This window comes from Bacteroides sp. AM44-19 (assembly GCF_003603395.1).
In the GTDB taxonomy this organism is placed as follows: Bacteria; Bacteroidota; Bacteroidia; order Bacteroidales; family Bacteroidaceae; genus Bacteroides; species Bacteroides uniformis.
The window spans coordinates 33,816-49,148 of the sequence record NZ_QTNB01000018.1; the positions used below are offsets into that span (position 1 = coordinate 33,816).

General features: G+C 49.1%; 13 protein-coding genes. 12 read left to right on the forward strand and 1 reads right to left on the reverse strand.

Features of this window, described 5'->3' with window-relative positions:
• Window positions 1-14 precede the first annotated feature (14 nt).
• The 12 genes from DW947_RS18435 to DW947_RS18490 all read left to right on the forward strand — a co-directional run bounded on the left by DW947_RS18435 (window position 15) and on the right by DW947_RS18490 (window position 12,283).
• The gene (locus DW947_RS18435) at window positions 15-1,466 is read left to right on the forward strand and encodes a TrkH family potassium uptake protein (protein ID WP_119958599.1); all 1,452 of its coding nucleotides are present in this window, start codon (window positions 15-17) and stop codon (window positions 1,464-1,466) included.
• A 103-nt stretch (window positions 1,467-1,569) separates the two neighbouring features.
• Entirely contained in the window at window positions 1,570-1,941 is a 372-nt protein-coding gene (locus tag DW947_RS18440; protein WP_005823953.1) for a hypothetical protein, read from the forward strand.
• A gap of 110 nt (window positions 1,942-2,051) precedes the next feature.
• Window positions 2,052-2,402: an NADH-quinone oxidoreductase subunit A gene (locus tag DW947_RS18445; RefSeq protein ID WP_005823956.1), complete on the forward strand. Its 351-nt coding sequence runs from the start codon at window positions 2,052-2,054 to the stop codon at window positions 2,400-2,402.
• Window positions 2,393-2,974 (forward strand): NADH-quinone oxidoreductase subunit B, encoded by a 582-nt coding sequence (locus DW947_RS18450; RefSeq protein WP_005823959.1) that lies wholly within the window; start codon window positions 2,393-2,395, stop codon window positions 2,972-2,974. Before DW947_RS18445 ends, DW947_RS18450 begins: the two co-directional genes overlap by 10 nt.
• A 15-nt stretch (window positions 2,975-2,989) precedes the next feature.
• Window positions 2,990-4,579, forward strand: coding sequence for an NADH-quinone oxidoreductase subunit D (locus tag DW947_RS18455; RefSeq protein WP_119958600.1), 1,590 nt, complete (start codon window positions 2,990-2,992; stop codon window positions 4,577-4,579).
• A gap of 140 nt (window positions 4,580-4,719) precedes the next feature.
• Entirely contained in the window at window positions 4,720-5,796 is a 1,077-nt protein-coding gene (gene nuoH, locus DW947_RS18460; protein WP_009037156.1) for an NADH-quinone oxidoreductase subunit NuoH, read from the forward strand.
• Window positions 5,797-5,853: 57 nt separating this feature from the next.
• Window positions 5,854-6,357 carry a 4Fe-4S binding protein gene (locus DW947_RS18465; RefSeq protein ID WP_119958601.1) on the forward strand — a complete coding sequence of 168 codons (504 nt, stop codon included), beginning with the start codon at window positions 5,854-5,856 and terminating at the stop codon, window positions 6,355-6,357.
• A gap of 30 nt (window positions 6,358-6,387) precedes the next feature.
• Window positions 6,388-6,900 carry an NADH-quinone oxidoreductase subunit J gene (locus DW947_RS18470; protein WP_005823970.1) on the forward strand — a complete coding sequence of 171 codons (513 nt, stop codon included), beginning with the start codon at window positions 6,388-6,390 and terminating at the stop codon, window positions 6,898-6,900.
• 5 nt (window positions 6,901-6,905) lie between these two features.
• Window positions 6,906-7,214, forward strand: coding sequence for an NADH-quinone oxidoreductase subunit NuoK (nuoK, locus tag DW947_RS18475; RefSeq protein WP_005823972.1), 309 nt, complete (start codon window positions 6,906-6,908; stop codon window positions 7,212-7,214).
• Between the two features lie 58 nt (window positions 7,215-7,272).
• Window positions 7,273-9,186, forward strand: a complete 1,914-nt coding sequence (gene nuoL / locus DW947_RS18480; RefSeq protein WP_119958602.1) for an NADH-quinone oxidoreductase subunit L — start codon at window positions 7,273-7,275, stop codon at window positions 9,184-9,186.
• A gap of 51 nt (window positions 9,187-9,237) precedes the next feature.
• The gene (locus DW947_RS18485; protein WP_119958603.1) at window positions 9,238-10,722 is read left to right on the forward strand and encodes a NuoM family protein; all 1,485 of its coding nucleotides are present in this window, start codon (window positions 9,238-9,240) and stop codon (window positions 10,720-10,722) included.
• Window positions 10,723-10,843: 121 nt separating this feature from the next.
• Window positions 10,844-12,283 carry an NADH-quinone oxidoreductase subunit N gene (locus DW947_RS18490; RefSeq protein WP_005823978.1) on the forward strand — a complete coding sequence of 480 codons (1,440 nt, stop codon included), beginning with the start codon at window positions 10,844-10,846 and terminating at the stop codon, window positions 12,281-12,283.
• Window positions 12,284-12,418: 135 nt separating this feature from the next.
• Here DW947_RS18490 and DW947_RS18495 read toward each other — a convergent pair whose 3' ends face one another.
• Window positions 12,419-15,202, reverse strand: a complete 2,784-nt coding sequence (locus DW947_RS18495) for an ATP-binding protein (RefSeq protein WP_009037159.1) — start codon at window positions 15,200-15,202, stop codon at window positions 12,419-12,421.
• Window positions 15,203-15,333: the final 131 nt, after the last annotated feature.

A 15,333-nucleotide genomic window follows, 5' to 3' on the forward strand; every position in this document is an offset into this window, starting at 1 on the left:
TGAGTAGTTGGTAAATGATTAACTTCAAGACAATCATACGGATTATCGGTATTCTGCTATTGTTGGAAACAGTCATGTTTCTGGTCTGTTCGGGCGTGTCCTTCTACTACAGAGAAAGCGATATGCTCGATTTCTGGAAAGCAGGAGGCATCACAGCAGGGGTAGGCTTATTGCTGGCAGCTCTCGGCAAGGGAGGCGAACGGCAACTGACGCGCCGTGACGGATATGTACTGGTCAGCTTTGCCTGGGTGGCATTCTCTCTTTTCGGAATGCTGCCTTTCTATATAGGCGGATACATACCCGACATTGCCAATGCATTCTTCGAAACCATGTCCGGTTTCAGCAGTACGGGTGCCACCATCTTGGACGACATCGAGTCACTTCCTCATGGAATACTGTTCTGGCGCAGTATGACACAGTGGATTGGCGGCTTGGGAATCATCATGTTCACCATTGCAGTGCTTCCCATCTTCGGAGTCAGTGGCCTGCAGGTGTTCGCCGCCGAGGCAAGCGGCCCTACACATGACAAGGTTCATCCCCGTATCGGTATCACCGCCAAATGGATTTGGAGTATCTATGCCGGCATAACCGCTCTGCTTGTCGGCCTGCTGATGCTTGGAGGTATGGACTGGTTCGACAGCATCTGTCATGCTTTTGCCACTACCGGCACCGGCGGCTTTTCCACCAAGCAGGCAAGCGTCGCCCACTATAGTTCCCCTTACATAGAATATGTCATCTCCATCTTCATGTTCATCTCCGGCATCAACTTCACCTTATTATTATTGTTCGTCAACCGGAAATTCAAGAAGTTCATCAGCAATGCCGAACTGAAATTCTATTTCGGTTCAGTCATACTCTTTACCGCCATCATAGCGCTCGTACTCTATTATACCAGTCGCATGGGAATGGAAGAATCCTTCCGTAAATCCCTGTTCCAGGTGATTTCCCTCCAGACATCCACCGGCTTTGCAACAGACGACTACATGAAATGGACACCCGTACTTTGGGGACTGTTTACCATTATCATGCTGATGGGAGCTTGCGCAGGCAGTACCACCGGCGGCCTGAAATGCATACGCATGGTGATTCTTACCAAAGTATCGCGAAATGAGTTCAAGCATATCCTACATCCCAATGCAGTTCTTCCGATTCGGATAAACAAGCAGGTCATACCTCCCTCCATAGTCTCCACCGTACTGGCTTTTTGTTTCATCTACCTGATTATCATCATCGTCAGTACATTGCTGATGATGGCTATGGGAGTAGGAACTGCGGAATCGTTGGGTTGCGTTATTTCCAGTATCGGCAATATGGGACCCGGGTTAGGCGAAACCGGACCTGCCTATTCGTGGAATGCCCTGCCCGATGCAGCTAAATGGCTGTTATCCTTTTTAATGCTTCTGGGTCGTCTTGAGTTATTTACCGTACTGCTGCTTTTCACACCGGATTTCTGGAAACGGAATTGATTTAGGATAAAAAGTGTAAAAATAATCATTTTTTGTTATGCGGGGATAGCAAATTGAACAATACTTATTATATCTTTGCGCCCTTGAAAGAGAGAATTGTGGTATGAAGCAATGCATTAAATACTGTTTAATCATAATCTTTGCAGCCCTATTGCACGACAGTGCAACCGGAGCTGCAGATATTTTGTGCGTTCCTGCCACCCGACAAGCAGAATGCTGTACGCTGTCACAAGCTCCTACCACCCAACAAGCAGTCCAGAAGTTCTACGACTTGTTTTCACCAAACTCCCTCTGCATAGAGCATGTGGACCATACGCAAGTACCAACCAACAAAAGCGTACTCCTGCGCATGTACATCTACAAGATGCAGCAGCATGCCTATGCACCGGAATGCGACCGTTTGTTGAATCTGTCTCCGCATCCCGTACCCGACGCGAACTATTACGTGTTCGGGCTAAGAAAGATTATCATTTAGAAGGCCTGCAAGCGCAGACGCTTGCCCCTGACTCGCCGGACAACAAATCAGAGGTTTTGTCCTCCGGTGCGATGTATCTATTATTATATATCTAAAATCTTATCAGGTTTATGAACTTTACTTTGTTAGTGGTCGTCTTATTGACGGCAATCGCTTTCGTGGGTATCGTCATCGCGCTCTCCAATGCGATAGCACCCCGTTCGTACAATGCACAGAAGATGGAGCCGTACGAGTGTGGTATCCCTACCCGCGGTAAATCGTGGATGCAATTCCGGGTAGGTTACTATCTGTTTGCCATCTTGTTCCTGATGTTCGAAGTGGAAACGGTATTTCTGTTCCCTTGGGCAGTCATCACCCGCGAACTTGGCGTGGCAGGACTTTTCAGTGTTTTATTTTTCCTGATTATATTGATTCTGGGCCTTGCTTATGCCTGGAGGAAAGGAGCTTTGGAATGGAAGTAACAAAGAAGCCGAAAATTAAATCTATCCCTTATGAGGAGTTTACAGACAACGAAACGTTGGAGAAACTGGTTCGGGAACTTAATGCCGGAGGCGCCAATGTCGCCCTTGGCGTACTGGACGACTTCGTCAACTGGGGACGCAGCAACTCACTGTGGCCTCTTACGTTTGCAACCAGCTGTTGCGGTATCGAATTCATGGCCCTCGGCGCAGCCCGCTACGATATGGCGCGCTTCGGGTTCGAGGTAGCCCGTGCCAGTCCGCGCCAGGCAGACATGATTATGGTTTGCGGAACAATAACCAACAAGATGGCTCCCGTTCTGAAACGTCTTTACGACCAGATGGCCGATCCGAAATATGTAGTAGCCGTAGGCGGCTGTGCCGTCAGCGGAGGCCCGTTCAAGAAATCCTATCACGTGGTGAACGGTGTGGACAAGATTCTGCCGGTGGATGTCTACATTCCCGGTTGCCCTCCGCGTCCGGAAGCATTCTACTACGGCATGATGCAATTGCAGCGTAAAGTGAAAATAGAGAAATACTTCGGTGGAGTAAACAGAAAAGAAGAGAACCACTAATCAGTACTTAAAAATATGGAAATAAAATACATAGAGCCCTCAGTCCTGCACGACGAAATGCTGCGTCTGCGGAAAGAGAAACAAATGGACTTCCTGGAATGCCTCAGCGGTATGGATTGGGGAATACCCGACGAGAAAGACGCACCGGACACCCCCCGCGGACTCGGCGTAGTCTATCTGTTGGAATCTACTGTTACCGGCGAACGGATAGCGGTACGCACCGCCACTCTAAACCGGGAACATCCCGAACTTCCTTCCGTCAGCGATATCTGGAAAGCTGCGGATTTCAACGAGCGCGAAGTCTACGACTTTTACGGCATCGTTTTCATCGGTCATCCGGATATGCGCCGACTCTATCTGCGCAATGACTGGGTAGGCTATCCCATGCGTAAAGACAATGAGCCGGAAAAAGATAATCCGTTGCGTATGGACAACGAAGAAACGGTGGACACTACCATGGAATTGGAGCTGAATCCCGACGGTAGCATCAAAAATAAGGAGATGCAACTTTTCGGTGATGAGGAATATGTGGTGAACATCGGTCCCCAACATCCGGCCACCCACGGCGTAATGCGCTTCCGTGTATCATTGGAGGGTGAAATCATCGACAAGATTGATGCCAACTGCGGCTACATCCACCGGGGTATCGAGAAGATGTGCGAAAGCCTGACCTATCCGCAGACCTTGGCTCTGACCGACCGTCTGGACTACCTGGGCGCACACCAGAACCGCCATGCCTTGTGCATGTGTATCGAAAAGGCAATGGGCGTGGAAGTAAGCGAACGCGTGCAGTACATACGTACCATCATGGACGAGTTGCAGCGAATAGACTCTCACCTGCTGTTCTATTCTTGTCTTGCTATGGACCTGGGTGCATTAACGGCCTTCTTCTACGGTTTCCGCGACCGCGAAAAGATACTCGACATCTTTGAGGAAACTTGCGGCGGACGCCTCATCATGAACTACAACACCATCGGTGGCGTGCAGGCAGACATTGCTCCCGGCTTCGTAAAGAAAGTGAAGGAGTTTATCCCCTACCTCCGCGGTATCCTACACGAATATCACGACGTATTCACCGGGAACATCATTGCCCAGCAACGTCTGAAAGGTGTGGGTATACTCTCACGGGAAGATGCCATCGCCTTTGGAGCTACCGGAGGCACCGGACGCGCCAGCGGATGGGCCTGCGACGTGCGTAAGCGTATGCCATATGCCGTATATGACAAGGTGGACTTTAAAGAAATCATCCGCACCGAAGGCGATTCATGGGCACGCTACCTTATCCGTATGGATGAAATTCTGGAGAGCCTGAAGATTATCGAGCAACTGATAGACAACATCCCGGAAGGAGCCTACCAGGAAAAGATGAAACCTATTATCCGCGTACCGGAAAGCACTTATTATGCAGCCGTAGAAGGTAGCCGCGGTGAGTTCGGCGTCTTCCTCGAAAGCCATGGCGACAAGATGCCTTACCGCCTGCATTTCCGCAGTACGGGCTTGCCATTGGTATCGACCGTAAATACGATTTGCCGCGGAGCTAAAATCGCCGACCTTATTGCCATTGGCGGAACATTGGATTATGTAGTACCAGATATTGACAGATAAAAGGATTTACGATTTGACAATTTACAATTTACCATGCGGAATTACAGCGCAGCCAAATTGTAAATTGTACATTGTGAATTGTAAATCAAAAAGCGCCTCGTAAATTGTAAATAGTAAATTGTAAATAGTAAATGAACAACGTGTTTGACTTTAGTATAGTAACCAACTGGATACACCAGATGCTGACTTCCCTGATGCCGGAAGGTCTGGCAATATTCCTCGAATGCGTGGTGATTGGCGTATGCATCATCTTGATGTATGCCGTGCTTGCCATCATCCTGATTTACATGGAGCGTAAGATATGCGCCTTCTTCCAATGCCGCCTCGGTCCGATGCGCGTGGGGAAATGGGGATTGCTCCAAGTGCCCTGCGACGTCATCAAGATGTTGACAAAGGAAATCATTGATTTGAAATTCTCTGACCGGTTCCTCTACAATCTGGCACCGTTCATGGTAATCATCGCTTCTTTCCTGACATTTGCCTGCCTGCCCATCAACAAGGGATTGGAGGTATTGGACTTCAATGTAGGAGTGTTCTTCCTGCTGGCTGCATCGAGTATCGGCGTAGTGGGTATCCTGCTGGCAGGCTGGAGTTCCAACAATAAATTCTCGCTGATTGGAGCCATGCGAAGCGGTGCGCAGATTATCAGCTACGAGTTGTCCTGCGGATTGAGCATACTGACAATGGTAGTGTTGATGGGAACCATGCAGTTCTCCGAAATAGTAGAAGGACAAGCTGACGGCTGGTTCATCTTCAAGGGACATATCCCTGCATTGATAGCCTTCATCATCTACCTCATTGCCGGAAATGCGGAAACCAACCGCGGTCCCTTCGACTTGCCCGAAGCCGAAAGCGAGTTGACTGCCGGATACCATACGGAATACAGCGGTATGGGCTTCGGATTCTTCTATCTGGCAGAATATTTGAATCTGTTTATCGTAGCCTCCGTGGCAGCCACCATCTTCCTGGGAGGCTGGATGCCGCTACACATCGTAGGCCTGGACGGCTTCAACGCAGTGATGGATTACATTCCGGGATTTGTATGGTTCTTCGGAAAGGCCTTCTTCGTAGTCTTCCTGCTGATGTGGATAAAGTGGACCTTCCCCCGCCTGCGTATTGACCAGATTCTGAATCTGGAGTGGAAGTACCTGGTACCCATCTCTATGGTGAACTTGATTTTGATGGTACTAATTGTAGTATTTAAATTGCATTTCTAACCGGCGTAGCGCCGGAGCAAGATTTCCTTGCGGATAATTTTAATAAAGGCAAAAGTAATGAAAGAAAAGAACTCTTATATCGGCGGACTCATACACGGCGTCACTTCTCTGCTGACGGGTATGAAGACAACCATGACCGTATTCTGCCGACGAAAGACTACCGAACAATATCCGGAAAACCGCTCGACATTGAAACTCTCCGACCGTTTCCGTGGCACGCTGACCATGCCCCATAATGATAAAAATGAACATCGGTGTGTGGCTTGCGGCTTGTGCCAGATGGCTTGTCCCAATGACACCATCAAGGTGACCGGCGAGATGGTTGAAACGGAAGACGGCAAGAAAAAGAAGATATTGGCTAAGTACGAGTACGACCTCGGTTCGTGCATGTTCTGCCAACTCTGTGTGAATGCCTGCCCTCACGATGCCATCACGTTCGACCAGGATTTTGAGCATGCAGTGTTCGACCGCACGAAACTGGTCATGACGCTGAACCGTCCGGGCAGCCATGTAGAAGAAAAAAAGAAACCCGCTGCTCCCAAAGAAGAGACAACAAAGTAATTCGTTAATAGTAACTTGTAATTAAACAACATGGAAATAACTCTTGAAACAGTAGTATTCTACTTCCTTGCGGCCTTTATCACCGTATTTTCCATCTTGACGGTAACGACCCACCGCATGGTGCGCTCGGCCACCTACCTGCTGTTCGTACTTTTCGGTACGGCAGGCATCTACTTTCTGCTGGGTTACACCTTCCTCGGTTCCGTGCAGATTATGGTCTATGCCGGCGGTATCGTGGTACTCTACGTCTTCTCCATACTGCTTACCAGTGGCGAAGGCGATGTCATCGAGAAGTTAAAGCGCAGCAGGTTCCTTGCCGGACTGGGTGCCACCGTGGGCGGTGCCATCATCGTAGTATTCATCACTTTGAAGCATAAGTTCATTGCCACCACCGACGTGGAGCCTTTGGAGGTCAACATCAAGACCATCGGTCACCACATGCTGAGCGGTGACAAGTATGGTTATCTGCTTCCCTTCGAAGCAGTTAGCATCTTGTTATTGGCATGTATCGTAGGCGGATTATTAATAGCACGTAAAAGATAAGAATTATGATACACATGGAATATTATCTGATAGTTTCGGCTATCATGTTCTTCGCAGGCATCTATGGGTTCTTCACCCGCCGCAACACACTGGCAATACTTATCAGCATCGAGCTGATACTGAATGCCACGGACATCAACTTTGCGGTGTTCAACCGTTTCCTATTCCCCGGAGGACTGGAAGGATATTTCTTCTCTTTATTCTCCATCGCCATCTCGGCGGCCGAAACGGCTGTAGCCATTGCCATCATGATTAACATCTACCGTAACATCCGCAGCATCCAGGTGAACAAGCTGGATGAAATGAAGTGGTAAAAGCAAGAATCGCCAAGCGATGTCTCTTGAATAGTAATAATTGATAAACATAGTATATATGGAATATACAATATTAATCCTTCTACTCCCTTTCCTCTCTTTCCTCGCCCTGGGACTTGGAGGTAAATGGATGTCACACCGCATTGCCGGCCTTATCGGAACTACGGCACTGGGTGTGGTCGCAGTGCTCTCCTATCTCACCGCAGGAATGTACTTCAGCGCTCCCCGCCTTGCCGACGGTACGTACGAAACGCTGATGCCCTATAACTTCAAATGGCTGCCCTTCACAGAAAGCCTCAGTATCGACATGGGCATTCTACTCGACCCGATTTCGGTCATGATGCTCGTAGTCATCAGCACCGTTTCACTGCTGGTACACATATACTCTTTCGGTTACATGAAGGGCGAACGCGGTTTCCAGCGTTACTACGCCTTCTTGTCGCTCTTCACCATGTCCATGCTCGGACTGGTAGTAGCAACGAACATCTTCCAGATGTATCTGTTCTGGGAGTTGGTGGGCGTGTCCTCCTATCTGCTGATTGGCTTCTATTATACGAAGCCGGCGGCTATTGCCGCTTCGAAGAAGGCGTTTATCGTGACCCGTTTTGCTGACCTGGGATTCCTTATAGGTATCCTCGTCTATGGATATTATGCCGGTACATACACCTTCAGCCCTAATGAGATGGCGCTGGCAAAGGGTGGTGCGGCCATGATTCCGCTGGCCTTGGGACTGATGTTCATCGGTGGTGCCGGAAAGAGTGCCATGTTCCCGTTGCACATCTGGCTGCCCGATGCCATGGAAGGTCCTACGCCGGTCAGTGCACTGATTCATGCCGCCACGATGGTGGTTGCAGGTGTCTATCTGGTGGCACGCATGTTCCCGTTGTTCATAGAATATGCTCCCAGCGTGCTGCACATCGTGGCATACGTAGGAGCCTTCACGGCATTCTATGCCGCCAGTGTGGCATGTGTGCAGAGCGACATCAAGCGTGTACTGGCATTCTCCACCATCTCCCAAATCGGTTTCATGATGGTGGCACTGGGTGTATGCACATCGGCCGACCCGCACGAAGGGGGACTGGGCTACATGGCAGGCATGTTCCACTTGTTCACACACGCCATGTTCAAGGCATTGCTGTTCCTCGGAGCGGGTAGCATCATCCATGCCGTACACAGCAACGAGATGTCTGTCATGGGCGGATTGCGGAAGTATATGCCCATTACGCATATCACGTTCCTCATCGCTTGCCTTGCCATTGCAGGTATTCCTCCGTTCTCCGGATTCTTCTCCAAAGATGAAATCCTGACGGCATGCTTCCAGTTCAGCCCCACTATGGGATGGATTATGACAGTGATTGCAGGTATGACAGCATTCTATATGTTCCGTCTTTATTATGGTATCTTTTGGGCCGGCTCAGAGCCGGGGCAAAAGTCGGCAAGCGATGGGGGCGACAGCCACATGCCTCACCCCCACGAGAGTCCTCTGGCGATGACCCTGCCCCTGATGCTCCTTGCTGTGGTTACGATAATTGCCGGTTTCATTCCTTTCGGACACTTCATCAGTTCCAACGGTGAAGCATATAACATCCATCTGGATTGGAGTGTGGCAGGTACAAGTATCGCCGTAGCGGTGGTTTCCATAGCCATTGCCACCTACATCTATGCAGGTAGCCGGCAACCCGTTGCCGATACATTGGCACACCGTTTCAAAGGCTTGTGGACAGCAGCTTACCACCGCTTCTATCTGGACGAGGTCTACCAGTTCATCACCCACCGCATCATCTTCGGCTGCATCTGCCACCCCATTGCATGGTGGGACCGCCACGTGGTCGACGGTTTCTTCAACTTCCTTGCCTGGGGGGCTGAAGCTACCAGTGAAGAGATACGCGGCCTGCAAAGCGGACGCATCCAGCAATATACATTTGTATTCCTGCTGGGCACGCTGGCACTGATACTGCTACTATTGCTATAACCCGAGATTTTTCAATCGTAAATCGTAAATCGTTAAATCGTAAATATAAAGATGAACTTTTTATCATTATTCGTACTCATCCCCTTGCTGATGTTGCTGGGTCTTTGGCTCAGCCGCAACATCGTACAAATACGCGCGGTGATGGTGACCGGTGCATCGGCTCTGCTGGTTCTTTCTGCAGCATTGACCGTGATGTACCTCAATGCACGCCACGCTGGTGCCACGGATGAAATGCTGTTCCGTGCCGACATGGTCTGGTATCCTGCACTCAACATCCACTATTCGGTAGGAGTAGACGGTATTTCGGTAGCCATGCTGCTGCTTTCGGCCATCATTGTCTTTACCGGAACATTCGCCTCCTGGAGGCTGCAACCGCTGACTAAAGAATATTTCCTTTGGTTCACCTTCCTCTCCATCGGTGTGTTCGGGTTCTTCATCTCGATAGACCTGTTCACCATGTTCATGTTCTACGAAGTTGCCCTCATTCCCATGTACCTGCTTATCGGTGTATGGGGGTCGGGACGCAAGGAGTACTCTGCCATGAAGCTGACACTGATGCTGATGGGCGGCTCCGCCTTCCTGCTTATCGGTATCCTGGGTATCTACTACGGTGCCGGAGCCACCTCTATGAACCTATTGGAAATAGCACAGATGCACAATATTCCCATCGAACAGCAACGTATCTGGTTCCCGCTCACCTTCCTCGGTTTCGGTGTGCTGGGCGCTCTGTTCCCGTTCCACACATGGAGCCCCGACGGTCACGCCTCCGCACCGACTGCCGTATCCATGCTCCATGCCGGTGTATTGATGAAACTGGGAGGTTACGGATGTTTCCGCATAGCCATGTACCTGATGCCCGAAGCTGCACAAGAACTGGGATGGATATTCCTGATTCTTACCGGAATCTCCGTGGTATACGGTGCATTCTCCGCTTGTGTACAAACCGACTTGAAGTATATCAATGCCTACTCTTCCGTCAGCCATTGCGGCCTGGTGTTGTTCGCCATCCTGATGATGAACCAGACAGCTTGCACGGGTGCCGTTCTGCAGATGCTCTCTCACGGACTGATGACAGCCTTGTTCTTCGCCCTTATCGGTATGATATACGGACGTACCCATACGCGTGACGTCCGCGAACTCTCCGGTCTGATGAAGATTATGCCTTTTCTGGCTGTCTGCTATGTAATCGCCGGTCTTGCCAATCTGGGACTGCCCGGACTCAGCGGTTTCATTGCCGAAATGACCATCTTCACCGGTTCGTTCCAGCATCCCGATACGTTCCACCGCGTGTGGACGGTCATTGCATGCAGCTCCATCGTGATTACGGCAGTCTATATCCTGCGACTGGTAGGAAAGATTCTCTATGGCACCTGCACTAACAAGCATCACCTCACCTTGAGCGATGCAACCTGGGACGAACGTACAGCGGTCATCATCCTCATCGCATGCGTTGCCGCCCTCGGTATGGCACCATGGTGGATTAGCGGCATGATTGGAGACAGCGTGCTGCCAATAACTGATTTATTTACGATTTGACGATTTACGATTGATAAATGACTTGTAAATCCCAAGAGTAACCTCAATCGTAAATCGTAAAATCGTAAATCCCAAGAGTAATTTCAATCGTAAATCGTAAATCGTAAAATCGTAAATAGATATGGATTATTCTCAATTCCTCCTGCTCAAAGAAGAGCTTTCGCTGATATTGGTCATCGTCATCCTTTTTGTCGCCGACCTCTTCATGAGTCCGGATGCACACAAGAATGACGGCAAACCGGTGCTGAACACAATGCTGCCCGTTGCTCTGCTGACCATACACACACTTATCACCATCGTTCCCGGTCCTGTGGCAGATGCTTTCGGCGGCATGTATCACAATCAGCCGATACAGAGCATCGTGAAATCCATCCTCAGTATAGGTACACTGATTGTATTCCTGATGGCGCACGAATGGATGCGCCGTCCAGACACTGCCATCAAACAAGGTGAGTTCTACATTCTGACACTTTCCACCCTGCTGGGTATGTACTTCATGATTTCCGCCGGACACTTCCTGATGTTCTTCATCGGACTGGAGACGGCAAGCATCCCGATGGCAGCCCTGGTTGCCTTCGACAAATACCGCCACCACTCTGCCGAGGCAGGTGCCAAATATATTCTCACGGCATTGTTCTCCAGCGGATTGCTGCTATACGGATTATCTTTAATTTACGGTACGGTAGGCACTCTCTACTTTGCCGACATACCGGCACGCCTCACCGGCGACCCGTTGCAGATTATGGCATTCGTATTCTTCTTCTCCGGCATGGGATTCAAAATATCACTGGTGCCTTTCCATCTTTGGACAGCAGACGTTTACGAAGGCGCTCCAAGTACGGTAACCGCTTATTTAAGCGTTATCTCCAAAGGCTCTGCCGCTTTCGTGCTGATGACTATCCTCATCAAGGTATTCGCCCCGATGGTAGCTCAATGGCAAGAAGTGCTCTACTGGATCATCATCGCCTCTATCACGCTTGCCAATCTCTTCGCCTTGCGTCAGCAGAACTTGAAACGATTGATGGCTTTTTCCAGTATCTCGCAGGCAGGTTATATCATGCTGGGTATTATCAGCGGCACTTCACAAGGTATGACTTCATTGGTCTTTTATGTATTGATTTACATGTTTGCCAACCTCAGCGTATTTACAGTCATCACGATTGTAGCCCTGCGTGCCCATAAATTCACGCTCGACGACTACAACGGGCTGTACAATACCAATCCAAAGCTCGCTTTCCTGATGACCTTAGCCTTGTTCTCTCTGGCAGGCATCCCGCCGTTTGCGGGCTTCTTCTCGAAGTTCTTCATCTTTGCGGCAGCTTTCGAAGGCGGCTTCCATCTGCTGGTATTCATTGCCCTTATCAATACAATCATCTCGCTTTATTACTATCTGAAGATTGTAAAGGCAATGTACATCAACAAGAGCGACGAGCCGATTGCAGCATTCCGCAGTGACAACTATACACGTGCCAGCCTGGCCATTTGCACGCTGGGTATTGTGGTACTGAGTATTGCAAGTGTGGTATATCAATCCATCGATAAGTTCTCATTCGGATTATAACCGGAGGGTATCATCACTTACCACAAATTACACAGATTGGCACAAATTATCTTTAGAAGTTCTGATAATCAAGAGCTTTGACTTGTGTTAATCTGCATAATTTGTGGTGAGTGTGTATTTTAGCACATTTCCATACTATACAATCGGCAGCACAAACCAAAAGCATGAGCCTTTCCCCGGTTCACTGTCCACACCGATTGTGCCACCCAACTGCTCTATAATGCTCTTGCTGATAGAAAGCCCCAGGCCGGTGCCATGCACAAACGTATTCAGCTTTATAAAACGGTCGAATATCTGAGCCTGCATTTCCGGCTCAATGCCAAGGCCCGTATCGGCCACATAAAAACGCAAATGAGTTTCATCCACCTTATTATATCCTACACGTATACTTCCCGCAGTGGTGAACTTGATGGCATTGTTGACAAAGTTGGCTATGACCTGATTCAAACGGTTACGGTCACTGACAATCCGGCATTCCGGCAGATGACGGTCGAAGAGAACTTCCACACCCGGTTTAGCCTTCATCTTCATGAAGCGCACGATGTCCTCACACAGCATGTTCACGTCCAGCTCTTTTTCCACAAAGTCAAATGTCCCGGCCTCTATCTTGGACAAATCCAGTATGTCGGAAATCAGCTGCAACAGCAGGTCATTGTTTTCTTCAATAATCGCCATATACTGCCTTTTTTCCTCCATGTCCCCGGTCTCTCCCATCAGACTGGAGAAACCGACAATCGCATTCAGGGGCGTACGTATCTCATGGCTCATATTGGCAAGGAAGGCACTCTTCAGACGGTCGGCGGTTTCTGCCTTCTCCTTGGCTTCAATCAGCATAGCCTCCGTCTCCTTCAATTCCGTAATGTCATAGTTGACGCCTATCAGCTCTATTTGTCCGTTCTCCGGTTCAAACAGATTGACAACCACATTGGTACGTACCCAGTTCCATTTTCCCTTTTCGCCCGGACGCTCAATGCGCATCTCTCCCTGGAAATGTTTGGCTTCGCCCACACGGGCCTTACTGAAGAAATCAAGCATCCTCCTGCGGTCACTGGGGTACATCTTGCTGTATATTCCCACGACATCCGCCAATTGGGTATTCTCGTCCTCTCCCATATTCTTATACCATTGCTTGATGGCATAGCCTTTCCGGTCGAGCAGGTTCAGCTTGGCATAACCTACCTTCGCATAATCCGATATAAGCAGGAAGAAATTCTCGAAATCACAGATACGGCTCATGGCATCAATCCGTTCCGTATTGTCGATGTTAATCATGGCATAGCCGGTAAAGTTACCTTTACTGTCATACACCTTGCTCACTTTCGTATAAAGATGTATCACATCCTTCGGCTGTTTGGAAGTGGAGTAATACCCTTCAGTCCGGTCGAAAGCATAATTCAGGCGAAAGTCGACCATATCCTCAGTCTGTATACGTTCTGCCAATTGGGCGGACACATTCGGGTTCTCGAATAAGTTCACTCCAATGACATCCTGTTTGTCACGGACCCCGAATATCTCCATATCCTTATTGTTGATGTCTACCAGGAATCCGTCTTTGTCATAGATTTCCACCCCGGCCGGTATATTGGCAAAGATATTCTTGAACAGTTTTTCGCTATGGTCCAAAGCCAGATGAGTCTGTACCGAGTCTGTCGTATCGAGGAATAACGCCACCACTTCATTCTTTTCCGGAGAGTATATCACCACGTGGCAGTGCTTGTTGGTAAGCTCAAAACACATGTCCATTTCCTTATGTGTCCCGGTGTTCACTATCTCAAGCAGATATTCCAGTCTGGGGGCCGCCTCCCTTGAAAAGGACGAGGCTGTCTTGCCGATAAACGTCGACGCAGGTTTTCCCAGAAAATCGGCAAAGATAGAATTCGCATCTGTCACATAATACCCGTAGGGGTTGTCCTTTTCATCACAGACAATGGACATCCGCACATACCCCAAAGGCATATAGCGGAACAAGTTGCTGAGGAAAGTACGTTCGCGCACAGCCTCATCCTTCGTTTTGCGCAACTCTATGCAAATGCTGATGACATTTGCCAACGAACTAAACCATTGGTAATCCTCGTTAGTCCACATTCGGGTACGGTCCACCAAATCAATGCCCATATATCCCCACACCTGGTCATTGGCAACCAGCGGAGTTACCATCAAGGACTTTATATTCTGTCTCGCCAGAATTTCATATTCGGCGTAAGCGTGCTCCGGCAGTTGCCTCAGCGTTTCCAGCAGAACGGGCTTTTGTGCCATAATCTGTGACGTCCACCACGGCAGGCTGTCAGCCTGAACTCCTTGAAGCATTTCTTTCTCAGGAGCCACTCCCGGAGCCACCACCTCGTATGTGCAGCTCTGGTACCGGCACTTCTCATCATATTGGAATATATAGACACGTCCGCCGCGAAAGAAATCAAGAATATCTTTCAGTATGTCGTAAATGCCCGCACTTATATCCTCGTCTTTCAGGAAGCGGAATAGGGAATGGGATATTGAGGTCTGCCGATAAAGTAAATCGTTCACTCTTTGCAAAGCCTGCTTCGCAGCCTCCTCCTTCGGCATCTCTACGCGCTGCAACACTCCGAAAGCCTTCAATGTACCATCCGGCAAATGCTCCTTATACCCCACGCGCGAGTAGACCCAGACCACTCCTTCAGTAGAATAGATAGGAAACGTCTGTTCATAGACCTCCATATTCTGAATGGCAAGGAACTCCCGGCTGATACGCGTCCGATAGTCTTCGCGTATCATTTTACCGAAATCCTCAAAGCTCAGGTATTCCCCTTCCAAGCCTAACAACTTACAGACATATTCGGAGCAGAGATACTGCCTTGAAGAAAAATCAGCCTCCCACCAACCTATCCGGCCAAGAATGGAAAGGCGCCGGAAACGTTCACTATCGTCACGATGAACAGCCATATATTTATCAATATTGGTTTGAGATACAAAAATAGCCATAAAACTCTAATAAGCAACCATTAGAAACCTTTTTCGTCCCAAGCAGCCTATATATAAGGATAACAAACAATCCGGAAGAATGTGCGGTAACC